The following is a 20,954-nucleotide window of genomic DNA, read 5'->3' as shown; positions in this document are numbered from 1 at the left end:
GTCGAAGGGGTTATTTCACGTCCCACGACGTATACCTTGTGATCCCACCCCATCCGCCGCGCCAAAAGAAAAGAAGTAGATGACAGCTCAGGACTTGCAGGCCGACGATCGCGCTAGTGAGCAGACCCGCGTTAGCGAGCCTGCCGCTGGGGTGAACGGTGCGACCGTTCTTTTTGTTGGGGCTGGCCCCGGCAACCCCGAGCTGCTCACCGTGCGGGCGCGCGATGTGTTGAGCCACACCGTCTACGCCTTGGTCGATGAGGTGGTACTGCCGGGCGTGCGCGATATTGTGGGGCAGTCGCTGAGCGTGCCGCAGGCCAAGATCGACCAGTGGAATGATGAGTATGAGGCCGCCTGCGCCGCCGCGAAGGCCAAGGGGGCGCGCCGCAAGCCGCCGAAGCCGCCGCAGCCCGGGGCAGGGGAGATCACCGAGGTCACCGCTATTATCGACGCCGCCTCGCAGGAGGATTCGGCCGCCGAGCCCAGTGTGCACGCCAGTGTGGATTGGCTCGAAGAGAAGGTGCGCCAGGGTCATGACGTGATCCGGCTCGTGGCCGGTAATCCGCTATCTAATGATCACACCCTGCGGGAGATCAACGAGGTGTCGCGCCGCGGCATCGAATTCCAGGTAGTGCCGGGCATGTCGCTGCCGGCGACCGTGCCGTCTTTCGCCGGTATCGCCACGGGATCGACCTATACCGAAACCGATGTGGCGGCCACCGATGTGGACTGGGATCAGCTGGCCGAGGCGCCGCAGCCGCTGGTGCTCACCGCCACCCAAGATGATCTGGCCACCATCGCTGCCGAGCTGAGCGAGCGCGGCATGGCCGCCAACACCCCGGTATCGGTGACGGTGCACGGCACCACGAGGCTGCAGCGCACCCACGACACCCAGCTAAACACCCTGGGCAAGCTGAACGGGGAATTCCCCGGCCAGCTGGTGGTCACGATCGGGCGCGGTGTGGACGCTCGCTCGAAATACTCCTGGTGGGAGACCCGCCCGCTTTATGGATGGCGGGTGCTGGTGCCGCGGGCGAAGGCGCAGGCGGCGGACATGTCCACCCGCCTGGCCAGCCACGGCGCTATCCCCCAAGAAGTGCCCACCATCTCGCTGGAGCCGCCGCGCAACCCCGCCCAGATGGAGCGCGCCGTCAAGGGCATTGTGGAGGGGCGCTACCAGTGGATCGTGCTCACCAGCGTCAATGCCGTGGATGCGCTGTGGTCGAAGCTGCAAGAGTTCGGCCTCGATGCCCGCGATCTCGCTGGGGTGCGTATCGCCGCGGTGGGCAAGAAGACCGCCGCTGCCATCCGCGTCTGGGGTATTAGCCCCGAGCTGATGCCGCACGAGAAGCACCAGAACGCCCATGGTTTGGTGGAGGTATTCCCCGAGTATGACGAGGACCTCGACCCCGTGGGCCGGGTGCTGCTGCCGCGCGCCGACATCGCCACCGATGTGCTGGTCGATGGTCTCAAGGCCAAGTTCTGGGACGTCGATGATGTGGTGGCCTACCGCACCGTACGCGCCGCCCCGCCCTCGGCGGAGGTCCGCGACATGATCAAAACGGGCGGCTTCGATGCCGTGTGCTTCACCTCCTCGTCCACGGTGCGCAATCTCGTCGGCATCGCCGGCAAGCCGCATCAGCGCACCATCATTGCCTGCATTGGCCCGATGGCGGCCGCCACCGCCAAGGAGCTGGGGCTGCGCGTGGATGTGGTGCCGGAGGAAGCGAGCGTGCACAACGTGGTGGACGCCCTGGCCGATCACGTGGCCCAGTTGCGGGCCACTGACCAGCTGCCGCCGCCGCGAAAGAAGCGGCGCAGCCGGAAGAAAGCAACGAAGAAGTAGACAAGCGCGCGGGTAGTCCCCCGCGCGCTGTCGCGCGTTAAGGTAGGAAGCATGTCTGAGTTTTCCGAGAATACTGCTGGGGCCCGCGACGCACACTACGATGCCGGACTGCTCCGCCGCCCGCGCCGTCTACGCAGCTCATCGACTATGCGTGAGCTCGTGGCCGAGACCCGCTTGCACCCGAGTGATCTGATCTTGCCGATGTTTATCGCCGATAAGATCGACGCGCCGAATGAAATCTCTTCCATGCCGGGGGTGTACCAGCACACGGAAAACTCCCTGCTGCACGCCGTGGAAGAGGCCGCCGAGGCGGGGGTGCGCTGCATCGACCTCTTCGGCGTTCCGGTGGAGGACAGCAAAGACCATAACGGCTCGCAGAGCTGGGCCGAGGACGGCATCCTCAACCGCGGAGTGCGGGCAGTGCGCGAGCGCTTCGGCGACGATGTGCTGGTGATGGCCGATACCTGCCTCGATGAGTTCACCGATCACGGCCACTGTGGTGTGCTCACCACTGATCGCTTCGGGGCCACCGTGGTGGATAATGACGCCACCCTGCCCTGCTATCAGCGCATGGCTGTGGCCCAGGCCGAGGCGGGCGCCCACATTGTGAGCCCCTCCGGCATGATGGATGGCCAAATTTCCGCCATCCGCGCGGCCCTCGATGCCGCCGGCTTCCAGGACGTGGCCATCATGGCCTACTCCGCCAAGTATGCCTCCGCCTTCTTCGGCCCCTTCCGCGATGCTGTGGGCTCCTCCCTGCAGGGGGATCGCCGCACCTATCAGCAGGATCCCGCGAACTTCCGCGAATCCCTGCTGGAGGTCGATCTGGATGTGGCAGAAGGCGCCGACTTCGTGATGGTCAAGCCCGCCCTGCCCTATCTGGATGTGCTGGCCGCCGTTAAGGAGCGCGTGGAGGTGCCCGTGGCCGCCTACCAGGTCTCTGGCGAGTACGCCATGATTCACGCCGCCGCCCGCAATGGCTGGATTGATCTCGACGCCGTGATGATGGAATCCGCCCTGTCCATTAAGCGCGCCGGCGCCGACCAGATTCTCACCTACTTTGCCGTGGACCTCGCCCGTAGCTGCGGCTAAAGGCGAGACCAGACACCCCAGAGCCAGATAGGTCAGCTGTGCACAACCACACCCCAGCACCACCACCCAGCAACCCCGGCGGGATGGGCGGCCAGCCCACGCCTGGCGGTCAGCCCGTCCCCGGCGGCCAGCCCACGCCTGGCGGTCAGCCCGTCCCCGATGCGCCGCCGCCGGAACGCCCTAGCGGGCTCGGCGAACCAGAGCGCCAGCCGCAGCCGCCGCAACCGGAGCGCCCTGGTGATCGCACCCCACGCACCCCGCGCCGCGGCCCCTCGCGTCCCTGGGACTCGCAGCCGGACCCCCAGCCCTCCCACGGGCCGGCGGGACCAGGTAGCGATCAGCGCCAGCAGCCGCCACAGGGCGGGCGCCCGGCCGGTGAGGAGCCGAAGAAGCGGCCGGAATCGATCGACCTCGCCGTCAAGGTGTGGTGGGTGCTGATCATCGCCGAGGTACTGCGGCATGTGGTGCTGGTGCTCACCACCGCCATGAACCCCCGCGAGGTCGCCTCCCAGGTGATCTCCACCATGGACTCGGAGCAAGTGTCCCAGCTGGAGAATCTGGGGGATACCGCCCTGAATCTGGCGGTGATCGGCTACTACGTGGTCATCATGCTCTTTGCCTTCGCGATCTTGGCCATCGTGGCGTGGATGGTGAATGTGATCGCCCGCGCTCGGGAGAAAGCGCCCAGCGCGAAGCGCCTGCTCACCTTCTTTGGTATCTACTTCACCATTCGGGCGCTGTTCGTGTTCTTCTCTCCGCCGCCGATGTCCGATCCGAACTCGGTGCAATTCCTCATCGACGGCTCCCTACAAATTGTGGTGGGCGTGGCCGCGGTTCTGGGCTTGGTGTTCTTCTCCCGCCCCGAGTCGAAGACGTGGATCGAACCCGCCGAGACCGAGCGCTAGCGGCCCCGCCGCTGCCTCACCCCGCCCGTTGCTGTTGAAGGATATCGCCATGACTCACCCCGCCTCGGCCCCGCAGCCAGTAGCCCCCACCAGTATTCGGGTGGGATTTTTCCTCCTGCTCGCCGGGGCGGCGTTGATGATCCTCGCCGGGCTGGTGGTCACTACCGCCGGCTATCAGGGGGATCCCGCTGCGCCGCTAGAGTTCCAAGACAGCGTGGTGCGTAATCAACGCATCGTCGGCTTCTTTAATATGGTGTTAGGGCTGGTGATAGCGGGCCTCGCCGCGCAGCTGCACTCCGGTTCCGCCCGCTCGCGCCGCATCCTTTTGCTCGTGCTCGCCATCGTCATCGTGCTCGACGTGATGGCCTTCGTATTCCGCTTCGTCGGGCTGTCCTTCGGGCTGATACCGATGGTGCTGGCGCTCGGTGGGCTGGCCATCTTCCGCCCCACGGCAAATGACTATGTGGCCGCCTGCAGCGCGTGGCGGAAAAAACGCGCCCAGAATTCTCATCCCGAGTCCGCCCCTGATCGCGAGAGCGAGGAGTAAATAATGAGCCCCCTGAGTAATGGCAGTCGCGCCGATCTCAGCCCGGCCGCCCTACGCGCGGACTGGCGAGATATGGACGAGGCCATCAAAGAGGCTAAAAAAGCGGCCAGCCTCGCCGGATTGAACACCGATGCCTCCTCCTCTGATCTCGCCTCTCAGCGTCTCGCCTCCCGCGAGGGCTCGGAGCTCATCTCCTTTGCCCTCGAGCTACAAGGACTCTCCTCGGCCGCTGCGGCACGCGATGTGGAACAGGCACTGGAGTGCATCGACGGGGTGCGGGCCTCGCTGATCTACACCAACTCGATCGCGTGGATCACCGCGCCCACCAGCATCCCGCCCGAGACGATCATTGAGAAGCTGGCCAATATGGGGGTGCGGGCCGAGCTCACGGAAGGCTCGCTGCGTCGTCGCGCGGACCGCCTCATTGCTCCGCCGGTGCACCACGCGCAGCGGCATCCGCACCGCAGCTCCCTGCTGGAGCGGATCAAAGGCACCAAGCAGGCACTCACCGAGGCCAACCCCGAAAACCGGCACCTGGGTCTCACCTTGGAGCGCAACGATAATGCCGATGTGCTCTTCACCGCCCGCGGGCTGGTCACCCTCGATCGGCTGCTGGTGAGCCTCGTTCTCACCATCCCTATCTTGGTCTTTAGCTATGTGCCCTCCCTGCAGATCAACTACTGGCAGTGGATCAGCTTCGCGCTATCTATCCCCGTGGTCACCTGGGGCGCTTGGCCCTTCCACCGGGCGGCGCTGGGGGGATTGCGGCGGAAGATGTCCGCGCTGGACGCGGCCAGTGCGGCCGCCATTATCGCCGCCTTCGGCTGGTCCATGATCATGCTCTTTTTCACCCCGGCCGGCTCGATCGGCTGGACCTCCGAACCGCGCTGGTTCGCCTATAACTACCCCTCGATCCTCGATGGAGAGCTCTTCCTAGACGTGGCCTGCGGCATGACGGTGCTGCTGCTGGGCGGGCGCATCGCCATGCGCCACTCCCGCTCCAACTTGGTGGAAGACGCCCGCCGCGAGCACGAGGGCACCATGTATGAAGTCACGGTGGTGCGCAAAGCCGGCCCCCGCGCCGCCGCCGTCAAACAGGTGGTGCCCGTGCAGGAGCTGCGGGTGGGCGATGACATCCTGGTGCCCACCGGCGGGGTGATTCCCTGCGATGGCCGCGTTGTCGGCGGTGCGTCCACGGTGGCTTCGGGGCTGCTGCGCTCGGCAGTAGATAGTGATGACGGCCACCAGGACGCCCGCACCGTGAAGGTGAATTCCAAAGTGTATGCCGGCTCCACCAACCTGGGCGGGCCGCTGAAGATTCGCGTCCGCCACTCCGGCTCCGCCACCCGGCTGGCCGCGATGCTGCGCTGGATCGACGAGTCCACGGCCGTGCAAAACCACTCCGCACAATTGGCCACCCGGTCCGCCTCCCTCTTGGTGCCCTGGGCAGTCACTATCGCCATCGTGGATTTTTGTATGTGGCTGCTCATCCGCGGGAATTACAATGTCGCCTTCGCCACGGCGCTCGCCATACTCGCCTGCGTGGCACCGGTGTCTCTCGCCATTTCCGCACCACTGGCCACCCGCTATGGCATCGAGTCGGGTGCCCGCAAGGGCCTGCTCATTCGTAACTCCGAGACCATCCGCGTGATGGAGCGGGTCAATACCGTGATCTTCAACCGCGTGGGCACCCTGACCAAGGACACCATGTCGGTGGAAACCGTGATCGCCAGCGATCGCGAGAACCCCGAGCTGGTGCTGCGCGTGGCCGCGGCGCTATCGATGGAGTCCGATCACCCGGTGTCCAAGGCCCTGGTCAAGGCCGCCCGCGAGGCCCGCGACCGCGGGGCCGGCGGCGAGGAGATTCCGCACTGGATCGATGTCTCCCAAGCCCATGTGGATGAGCACGGCACCTTCACCGGGCTCGTGGAAATCCCCATCGAGGTCGCCCGCGGGAAAACGGAGCTGCGCCAGGTGGAGGCCTCTCTGTGGCGGCCTCGCGATGAGTCCGATCTCGAGGGCCGCCTGGCCCTGGCGATTTCTGCCGGCGGCACCCCGCTGGTGGTCAATTGGAAGGGCAAGCCGCGTGGCGTAATCACCATGCACTCGGATCCCAAAGACGATGCCATGGACGCCATCGATGAGCTAGAGACGATGGGTATTGAAACCGTCATGCTCACCCGCGACGCCTATCCGGTGGCGCGCCGCCTGGCGAACTTCATGGGCATCTCCAAGGTGCTCGCCGGCATCGCCCCGGCGAAGAAGACCGTCACGGTCCGCAGCGTCCACACCCGCGGCAACGTGGTGGGCATGGTGGGCGATGAGTCCGTGCGCGGCCCGCTCAACGTGGCCGATGTGGGCCTGCTGGTCCAGCCCGGCGATGATTTCGATGTGCCCGAGGCCGATGTGGTGATCCTGCGCCAGGACGTCTCCGCCATCCCCGAGGCCTTCAACCTAGCGCGCCGCGTCGGTGCCCTCGTGGACCGCAACCTCATGTTCGCCTGGGTCTATAACATCACCGCCATGCTGCTCGCCGCCGCCGGCCTGCTGCACCCGATGGCCGCCACCGTGCTCATGCTCACCAGCTCCTTCATCACGGAGTGGTCCTCCCAGCAGGCGCGACGCTTCTAGCGTATCGACGCCTACCCTAGACACCATGATCCTTCTGACCATCGTCGTTGGCCTCGGGGTGGGGCTCGTGGTGGGCGCATTGGGTGCCGGCGGCGGTATCCTCTCCGTGCCCGCCCTCATCTTCCTGCTGGGCTTCGCCCCGCACGATGCCACCTACGGATCCCTCATCATCGTGGCCACCACGGCCGCGTTCTCCCTTGTCGGCCACGCCCGCCACGGCACGGTGGCGTGGCGTCGCGGCGCCAGCTTTGGCCTGCTCACGGTGCTGGGCTCCTTCCTCGGCGGGCGGGTATCGGTGCTGGTGAACCCGGATCTGCTCCTGGTGCTCTTCGCGGCGCTCTTGGCTGTGGTGGCCGGCTATATGGGCTGGCGGGGGCTGCGCGATCGCGCCCAGCCCGAGGCCGCCGCGGCAACACCGGCGCCCTCTCGCCCCTGGTGGCTGGTGGTGGCATTGGCCTGTGCCACGGGTTTTCTCACCGGGTTCTTCGGCGTCGGCGGCGGCTTCATCGTGGTGCCCGTGCTGGTGCTGGCGCTCGGCATGCGGATGCACCAAGCCGCCGGAACCTCCTTGGTGATTATGATTATCAGCGCTCTGGCGGGGCTGGCGGCGCGAGTGGGCACCGACTTCGGCGGAGACTATCTGACCGTGCTGATCTTTACCGCCGCCTCGGTGGTGGGCGGCATCCTGGGCGAGCCGTTGACCCGGCGGGTGCGCCCCTACCAGCTCACCTTGGCCTTCGCCACGCTGCTGGCCGTGGTGGCTGCGGCGACCGCCCTGGAAACCGTGCTCGGCTGAGCCCGCGCCGCGCCCGCGCCGGGCCCGCAGGGCAGCCGTGCTCCGGCAAGGGGCAGCTCGCTAGCGACGTGTCCTACGGGTAGGGCATGATGGAACACTATGACAGATTCCGCCTCTGCCCGCCGCCGCTCGATCCCTTCCGCGCCGTTGCTCGCCGCCGCGCATGGCCGCACCCCCAGCCGCACCCCGGTGTGGTTCATGCGCCAGGCAGGGCGGTCGCTGCCGGAATATCGCAAGGTGCGCGAGGGCATCGCCATGCTGGATTCCTGCTTCATGCCGGAGCTGCTGGCCGAGATCACCCTGCAACCGGTCCGCCGGCATGATGTTGATGCTGCGATCCTCTTCTCCGATATTGTGGTGCCGCTCAAGGCCGCGGGCCTTGATATCGATATTGTGCCCGGCCGCGGTCCCGTGGTGGAGCAGCCGATCCGCTGCGCCTCGGATATTTCGGCGCTGCCGATTCTCGATCACGATGTGGAGGAGATCGTCGAGGGCATTGGCCTGATCCTCAATGAGCTCACTGATCAGCAGGCTCTCATCGGCTTCATCGGCGCCCCCTTTACTCTCGCCAGCTATCTCATCGAGGGTGGGCCCAGCAAAAACCATGAGCAGACCAAGGCCATGATGCACGCCGATCCCGAGAACTGGCATGCGCTCATGCGCCGCATCGTGCCCACTGTGCTGGGCTATCTTGATACCCAGGTGCACGCCGGCATCGACGCCATGCAGCTCTTCGATTCCTGGGCCGGGTTCCTCAGCCAGCGCGACTATCGCGAGTTCGTTCTGCCCTATTCGCAGGAAATCTTCGCGCATATCGAGCAATATGACATTCCGCGCATCCACTTCGGCGTGGGTACCGGCGAGCTGCTGGGCGCGATGGCCGAGGCCGGCCCCGAGGTGGTGGGCGTGGATTGGCGCGTGCCGCTTGACGACGCCGCCTCGCGCATCCGTGCCGCCGCCGGCCCCAAGGTGCTCCAAGGAAACTTGGACCCCGCCATGCTCTTTACCTCGCCAGAGGTGATTTCTTCCGAGGTGCAGCGCATCACGGGTGAGGCCCAGCGGGCCATCGCGGCCGGGGATGCCACCGGCCATATCTTCAACCTGGGACACGGGGTGCTGCCCAGCACCGACGCAGAGATGATCACGCGCGCCGTCGAGATCATCCACGAGACTTAGGAAGTGACATCAGCAACCATGAAGTACGCCATTGTCGGTGCCGGTCTCGCCGGCCTCACCGCAGCCTATGAGCTGAACAAGCACGATAGCTCCGCGCAGATCGATGTGTATGAGGCCGCGGACCGGATCGGCGGGAAGCTGTTCACGGTGCCCTTCGCCTCGGGGCCGACGGATATGGGTGCGGAGGCATTTCTCAACCTGCGCCCAGATATCAAGGAGTTCGTGGCGGAGCTGGGGCTCAGCGATAGCCTGCGCTACCCCTCCGGTCTCAGCTCGCTGGTGTATTCCGGAGAGGAGCTGCATCCGCTGCCCCGCGGCGGGGCGATGGGAATTCCCGCCACCGCCGCCGAGATCCGGGAGCTGATTTCCGCCGAGACGGCTGCCCGCATCGACGCTGAGGGCGAGCAGGAGCCCATCGCGTGGACGGTGGGGCAGGACCTCAGCGTCGGAGAGCTGGTGCGCCAGCGCTATGGCGATGATGTGGTGGATCATGTGCTCAGCTCGCTGCTGGGCGGGGTGTATTCCTGCCAGGCCGATGACCTGGGCGTGCGCGCCACCATCCCGGCGCTGGCCGGCACCTTCGACGCCATGGTCGAGGCGGGGGAGAAGGTCACGCTCTCGGGGGCGGTGAAGAAGATGAATGAGCAGCGCGCCGCCGCACGTGCGGCCCGCAGCGACGCCCCGGCCACCGAGCCGACTCCGATCTTCGCCACCTTCGATGGCGGCTATGCCACCTTCTATGAGGCGCTGGCTGAGCGCTCTGGGGCGAGGATCTTCGTCGATGCCTTCATCACTGGCCTGCAGCGCTGCGAGGGCGGGCTGCGCCTCACAGGCGGCGAGGACGAGGTCTATGACAAGGTCATTATGGCCACCCCTGCACCCACTACCGCGCTGTTGCTGAAGCAGCACAACCCGGCAGCGGCGGCCGCGGCCAAGCAGGTCGAGCTGGCCGGCTCGGTGGTGGTGGGCATGAAGTTCGACGATGCCACCGGCCTGCCCGATAACTCCGGCATCCTCATCGCCGCCGATGAGCCGAATGTGCACACCAAGGCCTTTACGCTCTCCTCGAAGAAGTGGCCGCACCTGGCCGCCCGCGGCGGGGCGCTGGTGCGCGCCAGCTTCGGCCGCTATGGCGATGATTCCTATCTGCGCACTGATGAGGACCAGCTGGTGGACTGGGCCCTGGACGATCTGCAGGCCATCACCGGCTTCGATGGCCGCGCCGCCGGGCTGAGTGAGATCTACACCCAGTACTGGTACGGCGGGATCCCGCGCTACTCCCACACCCACCTCGATACCGTCGCCGCCGTGCAGGAGGCCCTTGCCGCTGATGCGGATGTGGCGGTCACCGGAGCATGGGTCGGCGGCGTGGGTGTGCCCGCCGTGGTGGCCCATGCGCGCTCCACCGCCCGCGCGCTTCTGGGTGTGTCCGAGCGGCTGTAGGGGTGGAAGTGGGCGTCGATAAGCGTGCTGCTGGAGACGTCTACAATGAAGCACATGACTTTTAGCACCTCGCACTCCGCTGAGTACTTTGATCGCGCGCAGAATCTCATCCCCGGCGGGGTGAATTCTCCGGTGCGGGCCTTCGGTTCCGTGGGAGGCCAGACCCGCTTCATCGACCACGCCCACGGCTCCACGCTGGTGGATGTGGACGGCAATGAATACGTGGATCTTTTCTGCTCCTGGGGGCCGATGCTGCTCGGGCACAACCACCCCGCCATCGTGGAAGCCGTGAAGAAGGCCGTGGAGAAGGGGCTGTCCTTCGGCGCGCCCACCCTCGGCGAGGTCGAGCTGGCCCAGACCATCGTGGATCGCACCGCGGTGGACGAGGTACGCCTGGTGAACTCCGGTACCGAGGCCACCATGTCGGCGGTGCGCCTGGCCCGCGGCTTTACCGGCCGGTCGAAGATCATCAAGTTCGAGGGCTGCTATCACGGCCACGTGGATGCGCTGCTTGCCGCCGCCGGCTCGGGTGTGGCCGATTACTCCCTGCCCGGCAGCCCGGGTGTCACCGGCGCCTCCGCCGCCGACACGATCGTGGTGCCCTATAACGACATCGAGGCGGTGCGCGCCGCCTTCGCCGCCCATCCGGAGGATATCGCCTGTGTGATCACCGAGGCCGCCGCCGGCAATATGGGCACCGTCGCCCCGGTGGAGGGCTTCAACCAGCAGCTCAAGACCCTGTGCGGCGAGTATGGCGCGTTGCTGATCATGGACGAGGTGATGACGGGCTTCCGCACCTCCTACCAGGGCTGGTACGGCGTGGATGGCGTGGCCGGCGATCTCACCACCTTCGGCAAGGTGGTCTCCGGCGGGCTGCCCGCCGCGGCCTTCGGTGGCCGCCGCGACATTATGGAATACCTCGCCCCGCACGGCCCCGTGTACCAGGCCGGCACGCTCTCCGGTAACCCGGTGGCGGTGGCCGCCGGTAAGGCCTCGCTGGATAATGCCAGCGCAGACATCTATGACACGGTGCGTGCCAATGCCGATCAGCTGGCCAGCCTCACCCACGCGGCGCTGGACAAGGCCGGAGTGGCGCACCACATTCAGCGCGCCACCACCATGATGTCGGTGCGCTTCGCCGAGGGCGAGGGCCATAATTTCGCCGATATGCAGGGCGCCGATACCTTCCGCTACCCGGCCTTCTTCCACGCCATGCTGGAGCACGGCGTGCACCTGCCGCCGAGCGTGTTTGAAACCTGGTTCGTCTCGACCGCGCTGAGCGACCGCGACTTCGAGACCATCGAGAAGGCCCTCGCAGCGGCCGCCGAGGCAGCGGCCGCCGCCACCCCAACCAAGGATGGAGCCTAACGTGGCCAGCACCCCCGACACCACCATTGTGCACCTGGTCCGCCATGGTGAGGTGCACAATCCGGAGCGCGTCCTCTATGGCCGCCTGCCCGGCTATCACCTATCGGAGCGGGGCCGGGCCCAGGCGGCCGCCACCGCCGCCTCCTTCGCCGGCCATGACGTGACCCAGCTCTATAGCTCCCCGCTGCAGCGCACCCGCGAAACCTCCGAGCCCTTTCAGCAGGTCACAGGCCGTGAGCTGCAGACCAATGAGGGGCTGCTGGAGGCCGGCAATCGCTTCGAAGGCTTGCGCATCAAATCCTGGCGCTCCCAGCTGTGGAACCCGGTGCGCTGGCCGCTATTGGTGGATCCGCGCGTGCCCTCCTGGGGTGAGCCCTATGAGCACATCGCCGAGCGCATGATGGATACCATCGCCGATATTCGCGAGCGCGCCGCCGGCCATGAGGCCATTGTGATCAGCCACCAGCTGCCGATTGTCTGCGTGCAGCGCCATCTGCAGGGCCTGCCGCTGCATCACAACCCCGCCCTGCGCCGCTGCAACTTGGCGTCCGTGACCTCGCTGATCTTCCACGGCGAGGACATCATGGACATGCACTACACCGAACCTGCACGGGACATCTCATGAAGCGCACTACGGCACTGATTCTGAGCCTGGTGGCGGCCGCCGCCACGGCCACCGCCTGCAGCACCGGCGATGATGCCGTGGCCGTGGGTGGAACCTTCTCCTTCGTTGCCCCCGGCGGCGAAACCGATATCTACTACCCGGAAGAGGAGCGCGCCCCCATCGGCACGCTCAAGGGGCCCTCGCTGCTGGACGAGAACACAGAAATCTCCCTGGACGACTACGAGGGCCAGGTGGTGGTGCTCAACGCCTGGGGCCAGTGGTGTGCGCCCTGCCGCTCCGAGTCAGATGATCTGCAGCGGGTGCAGGAGGATATCGAGCCCCGCGGCGGCACCGTGCTGGGCATCAATGTCCGCGACCACAATGTGCAGCTGCCACGGGACTTCGTGAAAGATAACGGGGTGAGCTATCCCTCCATCTACGATCCGCCCTTCAAATCGGCAGTGGCGCTCGGCGGTTTTCCCGCCACCGTGATCCCCACTACCATCGTGCTGGATAGACAGCACCGCCCCGCACACGTGTTCCTGCGAGAAGTCACGGACACCGAGCTGCTCGAGGCAGTGAACCAAGAACTGAGCTAAGGATCTGAGTGGACACCAACGCCGTCGCTGACCTCGTGGCCAGCGGCCCCCTCCTGCTGGGGCTGCTCGCCGCCGCGCTCGCAGGGCTGGTGTCTTTCGCCAGCCCCTGTGTGGTGCCACTGGTGCCGGGCTATATCTCCTATCTCGCCAGCGTGGTCGGCGGCGAGATCAGCTATGACGCGCGCGGCAGCGCCGTGGTGCGCGGCTCCCGCGCCCGCGTAGCCGGGGCGGCGGGGCTGTTCATCCTAGGCTTTACCGTGGTGTTCGTACTCGCCACCGTCACCGTCTTCGGCACCATTCAGGCGCTCACCGTGCAGGCCACCACGCTGCAGCGGATCGGCGGGGTCATCACCATCATCATGGGCGTGGCGTTCATGGGCTATATCCCGGCGCTGCAAAAAGACACGCGGCTGCAGCCGAAGCGCATCTCCACTTGGGTGGGGGCGCCGCTGCTCGGCGGGGTCTTCGCCCTCGGCTGGACCCCCTGCCTCGGCCCCACTCTGGCAGCGATCATCTCCGTGGCAGTCGGCACCCAAGGCACCACCGCCGCCCGCGGGGTGGCGCTCATCATTGCCTATTGCCTCGGGCTTGGCCTGCCTTTCTTATTGGTGGCGCTGGGGTCGGCCCGGGCGATGAACTCGGTGGACTGGATGAAACGCCATTCCCGCACCATCCAGAAGATCGGTGGCGCCCTGCTCATCGTGGTGGGCGTGTGCTTGGTCACGGGGTTGTGGGATAGCTTTATTAACGTGATCAGGCAGTGGACCGTCAATTACGGCACCACTCTGCTCTAGGCCGCGGCTCCGACTCCTCAAAGGACAACGCTGAGTACCTCATGAAAAACCTCAACCGCTATGTCGTTCGCGCATGGAACTGGCTCACCAGTATGCGCACCGCGCTCATCCTGCTCTTCCTGCTTTCTCTGGGCGCCATCCCCGGCGCCCTCTTGCCGCAGCGCAGCCTCAATGAGTCCAAGGTAGAGGAGTACATTGCCACCAATGGGCGTATCGCGGAGGTCTACGATACGCTGCAGCTTTTCGACGTCTTCAGCTCCACCTGGTTCACCGCGATTTATGTGCTGCTGTTCATCTCTTTGATCGGCTGTATTCTGCCGCGCAGCTGGGAGCACTATCAGGCCATGAAGCAGCCGCCGGTGCGTGCTCCTAAAAAACTGGAGCGCCTCCCGCACTACTCCGAGGGCGTCGTGGAGGAGAGCCCGGACGAGGTGCTCGCCGCGGCCCGCAGCCGGATGAAGGGCTGGCGGCTGAAGGAGTACTCGGCCACAGAGGATCGCAGCGGACAGCGGTCGCTGGCGGGGGAGAAGGGCTATGCGCGCGAGCTGGCCAATCTCGTCTTTCACCTCGGTTTGGTGGGCATGTTGATCACCGTGGCCTGGGGCCGGTTGAGCTATTACGAGGGCCAAGTGATCGTGGTGGCCGATACCGAGGAGTCCCAGTTCTGCAATACCGCGGTGGCGAACTATGACAGCTTCCGCCACGGCGCCACCTTCGATGGCACCAGCCTCAACCCCTTCTGTATTGACGTCCACGACTTCACCGCCGACTATCTGCCCAATGGCCAAGCGGAGATGTTCCACAGCAACGTCTCTTGGGCCGAGGGCGAGGACGTATATTCCGATCCCTCCACCTGGCAGGACTATGAGCTGCGGGTGAACCACCCGCTGCGCATCGCCGGCGATCGCGTCTATTTGCAAGGCCATGGCTTTGCCCCCACCGTGACGGTCACCTGGCCGGATGGGGAAAGCCGCACCCAGACCCTGCAGTTCCGCCCCGATGATCCCACCTTCTTCCTCTCCTCCGGCGCGATGCGTTTCGATCCGCCGGCGGGAATGTATGAGGAGCTCTCGGAACGCCGCCAGAACCAGATCGCCCTCGAGGGACTCTTTGCTCCTACCGCCGCGTGGTCGGGGGAGAATAATGAGCTGCTCGCCTCCGCCTTCCCCGCGATGCGTGATCCCGCCCTCGCCATCGATATCTATCGCGGCGATGCCGGGCTGGATACCGGGCGCGGGCAGTCGCTGTGGAGCCTTGATCCCTCGCTGGTGCACACCGGCCAGCTGCAGAAGCTGGAGCGCGTCAATCTGCTGCAGGGCGAGTCTGTCACCCTTGACGATGGCACCACCGTCACCTTCGACGGCGCCAAGGAGTTTGTGAACCTGCAGATCAGCCACGATTCCACCCAGATCTGGGTGCTGGTGAGCACCATGATCACTCTGGCGGGGCTCGTGGGCTCGCTCGCGATCAAGCGCCGCCGCATCTGGATTCGCGTCAGCCCGGTTGCGGGCGGCACCCGGGTAGAAACCGGTGGTCTGGCCCGCACCGACCGCGCCGGCTGGGGCGAGGAGCACGACGACCTCGCCCGCGCCCTCTACGGGCTGCCCGATCCGGAGGAGGAGAGCTTCGACGCCGAGGTGGATGCCCAGCACATTAGGGGCTAGCCGTGCCCCCGCTCGGCTCCCGCCGGGGCCCCGCTGGGCAGGGCAGGCTTATTGAAATTGGCCTAAGGTTCGCTACACTCTCACGAAGAATAAACTCTTGACGGGATAGGACGACTAGTGAATTCCCTGCCGGTTAATCAGTCTGTGGCGACGTTTTCGGATCTCACCTTCGCCTCGGCGTTTGTGGTGTACTTCTTGGCGCTCGCGCTCGCGATCGTCTACTACGTGAAGCACACCGCCGCCGCGGAGGCCACGATCGACGCCACACGCCCCGCGCTCGTGGGCACAGCGAGCTCCGCCTCGGAATCGGATGCCGAGTCCAGCAGCTCCGCTACCCCGTCGCCGGCCGCGACGAAGAAGGCAGCAGACTTGGAGGCGAAGGCGCGGCGCTTCGCCAACATGGCGCAGACCATGGTGTTCCTCGGCATCGTGCTGCACGCCACCTCCCTAGTGCTGCGCGGTGTCTCCGCATCCCGCTTTCCCTTCGGCAACCTCTACGAGTACGTCTCCGTGATCACCTTCGGCACCATGCTGGTGACCGCGCTGATGGTCACCTCCCGCGCCATCCCGGCGCTGTGGCCGTGGGTGCTCACCCCGGTGCTGGCGCTGATGTTCTTCGGTGGCACCAAGCTCTATGCCGAGTCCGCGCCGCTGGTTCCGGCCCTGCAGTCCATGTGGTATCCCATCCACGTCTCCACCGTGGTCACCGGTGCCTCTATCTGCATGCTTTCCGGCCTGGGCTCGCTGGTGTTCCTCTTCCGCAGCCGCTTCCCCAAGGGCAAGGAGCCCGCTACCTTCTTGGGACGGGTGGCCCGGCCGCTGCCCGCGGCGAAGGTCTTGGACCAGATCGCCTATAAGACGGCCATTTGGGCGCTGCCGATCTTCGGCCTGGGTATCGCCTTGGGCGCGATCTGGGCGGAGTCCGCCTGGGGTCGTTTCTGGGGCTGGGATCCGAAGGAGACCATGTCGCTGGTTACCTGGCTGCTCTTGGCCGCCTATCTCCACGCCCGCGCCATCCCCTCCTTCAGCCGCGTATTCGCCGCCTGGATCAACGTGGTCTGCCTCGGCACCATGGTGTTCAACCTCTTCTTCATCAACATGGTCACCTCGGGCCTGCACTCCTACGCCGGCCTCAACTAACGCCCCTGCCTGTACCGAGCGGGTGTGGCCATAGCGCCTTCGCCGCGCCGCGCCCGCGCAGAAAGGACCTCTGTCGTGCATCTCGTGGTCACCGGCGGCGCCGGTTTCATTGGCGCGAACTTTGTCCGCCGCACCCGGCTCACTCGCCCCGAGGTGGAGCGCATCACCGTCCTCGACGCGCTTACCTACGCCGCCAACCCCGATAGCCTGGCCGGTACGGACGCGCAGCTGGTGCAGGGCACTATCTGCGATGAGCAGCTCGTGCACGAGGTGCTTCACGACGCCGACCTCCTGGTGCACTTCGCCGCGGAAAGCCACAACGATAATTCCATCGACCACCCCGAGGTCTTTGCCCGTACCAATGTGGAGGGCACGGTGACCCTCGCCAAGTGCGCGGTGGCGCATGGGGTGCGCATGCACCACATCTCCACCGATGAGGTCTATGGCGATCTGCCCCTCGACTCCGCGGAGCGTTTCCGGGTGGATAGCCCCTATCGGCCCTCCTCGCCCTATTCGGCGTCGAAGGCAGCCAGCGATCACATGATCCGCGCCTTCGTGCGCTCCTATGGGCTGCAGGCGACCATTTCTAATTGCAGCAATAACTACGGCCCCTATCAGCACCCGGAGAAGTTCATTCCCCGGCAAATCCTTAAGCTGCTGCAGGGCGAATCCGTGCGCCTCTACGGCGATGGCCGCAATGTGCGGGACTGGATTCACGTGGACGATCACAATGACGCCGTGTGGCGCATTATCGACGCCGGCACAATCGGCTCCACCTATCTCATCGGGGCGGATGGGGAGGCCTCCAATAGGGACGTGGCCGAGCTGCTCGTCGAGATCATCGGCGGCGGCGCTATCGAGTATGTGCGCGATCGGCCCGGCCATGATCGTCGCTACGCCATCGATCCCAGTTCCACCGAGGAACTCGGGTGGGCGCCGGCGCACACCACGCTGCGCGCTGGGTTGGAAGAGACCGTGGAGTTTTATCGCCGCAATCCGCAGTGGTGGCAGGCGGCCTATGCCCGCTCCGAAGAGCTCTACGCCGCTCGCGGCGTCTAGCCGCACTGCTCAGCGGGGTGCAGCCTCGCGCCGCGCGGCACTATAGTGGTGCCTATGCTGCATGAACTCTCCACCCTGCCCAGTTTCTACACCGAGCCCACCGTGCACCCCGATGCGCGAGGCTGCTTCCACGAGTGGTTTAAGGCCACCGAGTTTGAATCCTTCACCGGCCACCCCTTTGCTTTGCAGCAGGCGAATATGTCTGTCTCCCGGGCCGGAGTCCTGCGCGGGCTGCACTTCACCGCCGTGTTCCCCGGGCAGCAGAAGTATGTCACCTGCGTCAGTGGCGAGATCTGGGATGTGTTGGTGGATGTGCGCCTCGGCTCGGAGACCTTCGGTCGCTGGGAGGGCGTGACCCTTTCTGAGGAGAATCGCCGGTGCCTCTACATCCCGGATGGCTTCGCCCACGGTTTCGCCGCGGTGCGCGATTCCACCGTCTGCTATCTCACCTCCAGCGAATACGACCCGAACGTCGATTTCGGCGTCGATCCGCTCGATAGCAGCCTCGGTATCGAATGGCCGGTCACTGATCCGATTTTGAGCGATAAGGACCGCGCCGCCCCGGGGCTGGACGAGGCCCGCGAGCATCTGCCCACCGCCGAGGACTGCGAGGAGCTGCTCAACATGTACAAGGATGGGTGGGTGCTGGCGAACGAGGAAGCGCAGCAGTGAAAGGCATCATCCTCGCGGGCGGCACCGGCTCCCGGCTGTGGCCCATCACCCTGGGCGTCTCCAAACAGCTGGTTCCGGTCTATGACAAGCCCATGATCTACTACCCGCTGTCCACACTCATGCTGGCGGGTATTGATGACATTCTCGTGATCGTGGATCCGAACGATGAGCCGCAGTTTCGCCGCCTCCTCGGGGATGGCTCCCAATTCGGCATCTCCTTAAGCTTCGCCACCCAGGACGCCCCACGGGGGCTTGCCGACGCCTTCCGCATCGGCCGGGACCATATTGGCGAGGACAGCGTGGCGTTGATTCTCGGCGATAATATCTTCTATGGTGCCGGCCTCGGCACCCAGCTGCGCCGCTTCACCGAGGTGGAGGGCGGGGCGATCTTCGCCTATTGGGTGGCCGATCCCAGCGCCTATGGGGTGGTGGAGTTCGACCGCGAGGGCAATGCGCTGTCGCTGGAGGAAAAACCGGCCCAGCCGCGCTCCCAGTTCGCGGTGCCGGGCCTGTATTTCTACGACAACGAGGTAGTAGATATCGCCGCCGGGCTCACCCCGAGCGCTCGCGGCGAGCTGGAGATCACCGATATCAACAACCACTATTTGCAGCGGCAGGCGCTGCAGGTGGAGGTGTTGCCGCGGGGCACCGCATGGCTGGATACTGGCACCCATGAATCGCTCATGGACGCCGGCGATTTTGTGCGCACCATCGAAAAGCGCCAAGGGCTCAAGATCAGCTGCCCAGAAGAGGTGGCGTGGCGCATGGGGCTGATCTCTGATGAGCAGCTGCGTATCCGGGCGCAGCGTTTGGAGAAGTCCGGCTATGGCGCCTACTTGAGCGAGATTCTTCGGCGCGAACAGGCCGCCGCCGCCCGCGCCTAAGCCCCGGCTAGGAGCCTGGTTTCTCCTCGGGATTCTCCTCCGGGTTATCCTCCGGTTGTTCTTGCGGCGTATCCGCCGAGGCGGGGTCAGGTTGCTGTTCGGCGGCGCGCTGTTCTTCGAGTCGGCGCTGCTCCTGCCTGCGTTCGCGGCGGCGCCGCTCCTCGGCCTCCTGGGCCTGGCGCTCGAGTTCCTGCTGGCGGGCGCGCCGCTCCTTGAACTGGCGTTTTTCCAGCTCCCAGAGGAATTCCTCATCATCGTCGGGGCCCTTGATGACGGGCCGCTGCGACTGCTGGAGCTGGTTGTTGCGTTTCCAGCTCGATGGCCCGAAGGCCTTCCAGATCAGCACCAGGGCGGCAATGATGAGAATGAGAACGATGAGACGACCCACTCGCTGACAACTCCGATCTCTACAAACAATGATGCGGGCTACGTTTTCTTCCCCCAAGGATACGGCTAAACTCGGTGCTTGTGACTAGCAGGGTTGAATCGGACGCACCGGAGTTGGATACAGAGCTGCGCAGCCGCGCGTGGAAAGACTCCGCGCTGTATGCGGGCGCACGCATCGTGCTCTTCGTTGTACTCACCGCGCTCATTAAGGGGGCGGCGGTGCTCATTGATTCCCCCGTGCCCTGGCTCATCTGCGCGCTGCTGGCCCTCCTCGTGGCCTTCCCGCTCTCGTTGCTGATCTTCAGCTCCCTGCGGATGCGCGTCACCGGCGAAATGGCCGAGTGGGATGAGCAGCGCAAGGCCCACAAGAAGTGGGTGGAGGAAGAACTAGCCAATCGCTAAGCGGCGCTAGCCGGCCAGCGCCAGCGCGGCGGCGATAACGAGGGAGAACACCAGCATCCCGCGCCCGGTCAGCCCCAGCACGGGGATGAGTGCCGCGCCGGTGGCGCCGCCACGCACTGGCCGTGCGGCGGCCGCAAGGAAAGGTGCTGCCAGCAGACCCACCAGGCACCACCAGGTGGCACTGACTGCGAGTAGCAGGATGGCCACCAGCGGTACGGCTATGAGTGCCAGCCACAGGGTGCGGGTGCGCTTATCACCGAGAATCACCGCCAGCGTGGTTTTCCCAGTGGCGCTATCGGAGGGGATATCGCGCAGGTTATTGGCTAGGTTCACCGCAGCCGACATCGCGCCCACGCTCACCGCCAAGGCCACGCCCACGGCACTGATGGAGCCGGCTTGGGTGAACTCGGTGCCCAGCACGGCCACAAGCCCGAAGAACACAAAAACGGCTACCTCGCCCAGCCCGCGATAGCCATAGGGGCGCGAGCCGCCGGTGTAGAACCACGCCCCCGCGATACAGGCGATACCTACGAGGATCAGCCACCACGCGCTGAGCAGCGAAAGCACAATCCCCGCTAGTGCGGCCACCCCGAAGGCGGCGAAGGCGGCGCGCTTGACCTTCGCCGGCGCCGCCAGGCCTGAGCCGGTGAGCCGCAGCGGCCCGGAGCGATCATCATCGGTGCCGCGGATCCCATCCGAGTAGTCATTGGCGTAGTTCACCCCCACAATCAACGCCCATGCCACCAGCAGCGCCAGCAGGGCGCGGGGCAGCGAGGCCCCCTGGGCATAGGCGGCGGCCCCCGTGCCGGCAATCACGGGGGCGAAAGCATTGGCCCAGGTGTGTGGTCGGGCCCCTTCGAGCCAGTCGGCGGCGGTCGCGGTGGAGCGGGAGTTCTGCATAGCTACTATTTCTACCCGCGGCCTGTCCCTTAGTGGCGCTTGGGG

20 protein-coding genes are annotated in these 20,954 nt (G+C 65.7%); 18 read left to right on the top strand and 2 right to left on the bottom strand.

The features are described 5' to 3' along the window. Nucleotides 1-79 precede the first annotated feature (79 nt). The 17 genes from KRX12_RS05785 to rfbA all read left to right on the top strand — a co-directional run bounded on the left by KRX12_RS05785 (nucleotide 80) and on the right by rfbA (nucleotide 19,220). The gene (locus KRX12_RS05785) at nucleotides 80-1,846 is read left to right on the top strand and encodes a uroporphyrinogen-III synthase (protein WP_255550104.1); all 1,767 of its coding nucleotides are present in this window, start codon (nucleotides 80-82) and stop codon (nucleotides 1,844-1,846) included. A gap of 51 nt (nucleotides 1,847-1,897) precedes the next feature. Then, on the top strand, nucleotides 1,898-2,938 hold the full coding sequence (gene hemB, locus KRX12_RS05780) for a porphobilinogen synthase (RefSeq protein WP_218366028.1): 1,041 nt from the start codon (nucleotides 1,898-1,900) through the stop codon (nucleotides 2,936-2,938). Nucleotides 2,939-2,976: 38 nt separating this feature from the next. Beyond that, nucleotides 2,977-3,843, top strand: coding sequence for a hypothetical protein (locus tag KRX12_RS05775; protein ID WP_218366027.1), 867 nt, complete (start codon nucleotides 2,977-2,979; stop codon nucleotides 3,841-3,843). 49 nt (nucleotides 3,844-3,892) lie between these two features. Continuing rightward, nucleotides 3,893-4,390 carry a hypothetical protein gene (locus tag KRX12_RS05770; RefSeq protein ID WP_218366026.1) on the top strand — a complete coding sequence of 166 codons (498 nt, stop codon included), beginning with the start codon at nucleotides 3,893-3,895 and terminating at the stop codon, nucleotides 4,388-4,390. Nucleotides 4,391-4,393: 3 nt separating this feature from the next. Then, nucleotides 4,394-7,021, top strand: coding sequence for a cation-translocating P-type ATPase (locus tag KRX12_RS05765; RefSeq protein ID WP_218365000.1), 2,628 nt, complete (start codon nucleotides 4,394-4,396; stop codon nucleotides 7,019-7,021). Between the two features lie 25 nt (nucleotides 7,022-7,046). Next, the gene (locus KRX12_RS05760) at nucleotides 7,047-7,817 is read left to right on the top strand and encodes a sulfite exporter TauE/SafE family protein (protein ID WP_218366025.1); all 771 of its coding nucleotides are present in this window, start codon (nucleotides 7,047-7,049) and stop codon (nucleotides 7,815-7,817) included. Between the two features lie 99 nt (nucleotides 7,818-7,916). After that, on the top strand, nucleotides 7,917-8,993 hold the full coding sequence (gene hemE, locus KRX12_RS05755; RefSeq protein ID WP_218366024.1) for a uroporphyrinogen decarboxylase: 1,077 nt from the start codon (nucleotides 7,917-7,919) through the stop codon (nucleotides 8,991-8,993). 18 nt (nucleotides 8,994-9,011) lie between these two features. Further along, a complete protein-coding gene (locus tag KRX12_RS05750) occupies nucleotides 9,012-10,436 on the top strand; it encodes a protoporphyrinogen oxidase (protein ID WP_218366099.1) in 1,425 nt (474 codons plus the stop codon). Nucleotides 10,437-10,490: 54 nt separating this feature from the next. Further along, the gene (gene hemL / locus KRX12_RS05745) at nucleotides 10,491-11,804 is read left to right on the top strand and encodes a glutamate-1-semialdehyde 2,1-aminomutase (protein ID WP_218366023.1); all 1,314 of its coding nucleotides are present in this window, start codon (nucleotides 10,491-10,493) and stop codon (nucleotides 11,802-11,804) included. Continuing rightward, a complete protein-coding gene (locus KRX12_RS05740) occupies nucleotides 11,794-12,429 on the top strand; it encodes a histidine phosphatase family protein (protein ID WP_218366022.1) in 636 nt (211 codons plus the stop codon). Before hemL ends, KRX12_RS05740 begins: the two co-directional genes overlap by 11 nt. Further along, nucleotides 12,426-13,007, top strand: a complete 582-nt coding sequence (locus tag KRX12_RS05735; protein WP_218365004.1) for a TlpA disulfide reductase family protein — start codon at nucleotides 12,426-12,428, stop codon at nucleotides 13,005-13,007. The genes KRX12_RS05740 and KRX12_RS05735 overlap by 4 nt, the downstream gene beginning before the upstream one ends. 8 nt (nucleotides 13,008-13,015) lie before the next feature. Continuing rightward, nucleotides 13,016-13,801, top strand: coding sequence for a cytochrome c biogenesis CcdA family protein (locus KRX12_RS05730; protein ID WP_218366021.1), 786 nt, complete (start codon nucleotides 13,016-13,018; stop codon nucleotides 13,799-13,801). A 41-nt stretch (nucleotides 13,802-13,842) separates the two neighbouring features. After that, on the top strand, nucleotides 13,843-15,465 hold the full coding sequence (locus tag KRX12_RS05725; protein ID WP_218366098.1) for a cytochrome c biogenesis protein ResB: 1,623 nt from the start codon (nucleotides 13,843-13,845) through the stop codon (nucleotides 15,463-15,465). A gap of 126 nt (nucleotides 15,466-15,591) precedes the next feature. After that, entirely contained in the window at nucleotides 15,592-16,605 is a 1,014-nt protein-coding gene (gene ccsB, locus KRX12_RS05720; protein ID WP_218366097.1) for a c-type cytochrome biogenesis protein CcsB, read from the top strand. 75 nt (nucleotides 16,606-16,680) lie between these two features. After that, nucleotides 16,681-17,664, top strand: a complete 984-nt coding sequence (gene rfbB / locus KRX12_RS05715; protein ID WP_218365007.1) for a dTDP-glucose 4,6-dehydratase — start codon at nucleotides 16,681-16,683, stop codon at nucleotides 17,662-17,664. Nucleotides 17,665-17,718: 54 nt separating this feature from the next. After that, on the top strand, nucleotides 17,719-18,336 hold the full coding sequence (gene rfbC, locus KRX12_RS05710; RefSeq protein WP_218366020.1) for a dTDP-4-dehydrorhamnose 3,5-epimerase: 618 nt from the start codon (nucleotides 17,719-17,721) through the stop codon (nucleotides 18,334-18,336). Next, nucleotides 18,333-19,220 carry a glucose-1-phosphate thymidylyltransferase RfbA gene (rfbA, locus tag KRX12_RS05705; protein WP_218365009.1) on the top strand — a complete coding sequence of 296 codons (888 nt, stop codon included), beginning with the start codon at nucleotides 18,333-18,335 and terminating at the stop codon, nucleotides 19,218-19,220. Before rfbC ends, rfbA begins: the two co-directional genes overlap by 4 nt. Before the next feature lie 7 nt (nucleotides 19,221-19,227). On the opposite strand, the gene KRX12_RS05700 is transcribed toward rfbA, so the two are convergent. Further along, nucleotides 19,228-19,608 (bottom strand): hypothetical protein, encoded by a 381-nt coding sequence (locus tag KRX12_RS05700; RefSeq protein WP_218366019.1) that lies wholly within the window; start codon nucleotides 19,606-19,608, stop codon nucleotides 19,228-19,230. 80 nt (nucleotides 19,609-19,688) lie between these two features. Here KRX12_RS05700 and KRX12_RS05695 point away from each other — a divergent pair, with 80 nt between their 5' ends. Continuing rightward, a complete protein-coding gene (locus tag KRX12_RS05695) occupies nucleotides 19,689-20,009 on the top strand; it encodes a DUF4229 domain-containing protein (protein ID WP_370625216.1) in 321 nt (106 codons plus the stop codon). Nucleotides 20,010-20,015: 6 nt separating this feature from the next. Here KRX12_RS05695 and KRX12_RS05690 read toward each other — a convergent pair whose 3' ends face one another. Next, nucleotides 20,016-20,909, bottom strand: a complete 894-nt coding sequence (locus KRX12_RS05690) for a 1,4-dihydroxy-2-naphthoate polyprenyltransferase (RefSeq protein ID WP_218365011.1) — start codon at nucleotides 20,907-20,909, stop codon at nucleotides 20,016-20,018. Between the last annotated feature and the right edge of the window lie 45 nt (nucleotides 20,910-20,954).

Source organism: Corynebacterium sp. TAE3-ERU2 (assembly GCF_019209955.1).
In the GTDB taxonomy this organism is placed as follows: Bacteria; Actinomycetota; Actinomycetes; order Mycobacteriales; family Mycobacteriaceae; genus Corynebacterium; species Corynebacterium megadyptis.
The sequence above is the reverse complement of the archived record's forward strand: the minus strand, read 5'-3'. Positions and strand labels throughout refer to the sequence as shown.

Bases quoted from the DNA above. Each gene is read 5' to 3' on its own strand.
- KRX12_RS05690 (WP_218365011.1), bottom strand. From the start codon at position 20,909: ATGCAGAACTCCCGCTCCACCGCGACCGCCGCCGACTGGCTCGAAGGG.
- rfbC (WP_218366020.1), top strand. From the start codon at position 17,719: ATGCTGCATGAACTCTCCACCCTGCCCAGTTTCTACACCGAGCCCACC.
- KRX12_RS05740 (WP_218366022.1), top strand. From the start codon at position 11,794: ATGGAGCCTAACGTGGCCAGCACCCCCGACACCACCATTGTGCACCTG.
- hemB (WP_218366028.1), top strand. From the start codon at position 1,898: ATGTCTGAGTTTTCCGAGAATACTGCTGGGGCCCGCGACGCACACTAC.
- KRX12_RS05750 (WP_218366099.1), top strand. From the start codon at position 9,012: ATGAAGTACGCCATTGTCGGTGCCGGTCTCGCCGGCCTCACCGCAGCC.
- KRX12_RS05765 (WP_218365000.1), top strand. From the start codon at position 4,394: ATGAGCCCCCTGAGTAATGGCAGTCGCGCCGATCTCAGCCCGGCCGCC.
- KRX12_RS05785 (WP_255550104.1), top strand. From the start codon at position 80: ATGACAGCTCAGGACTTGCAGGCCGACGATCGCGCTAGTGAGCAGACC.
- hemE (WP_218366024.1), top strand. From the start codon at position 7,917: ATGACAGATTCCGCCTCTGCCCGCCGCCGCTCGATCCCTTCCGCGCCG.
- KRX12_RS05725 (WP_218366098.1), top strand. From the start codon at position 13,843: ATGAAAAACCTCAACCGCTATGTCGTTCGCGCATGGAACTGGCTCACC.
- KRX12_RS05735 (WP_218365004.1), top strand. From the start codon at position 12,426: ATGAAGCGCACTACGGCACTGATTCTGAGCCTGGTGGCGGCCGCCGCC.
- KRX12_RS05760 (WP_218366025.1), top strand. From the start codon at position 7,047: ATGATCCTTCTGACCATCGTCGTTGGCCTCGGGGTGGGGCTCGTGGTG.
- KRX12_RS05770 (WP_218366026.1), top strand. From the start codon at position 3,893: ATGACTCACCCCGCCTCGGCCCCGCAGCCAGTAGCCCCCACCAGTATT.
- hemL (WP_218366023.1), top strand. From the start codon at position 10,491: ATGACTTTTAGCACCTCGCACTCCGCTGAGTACTTTGATCGCGCGCAG.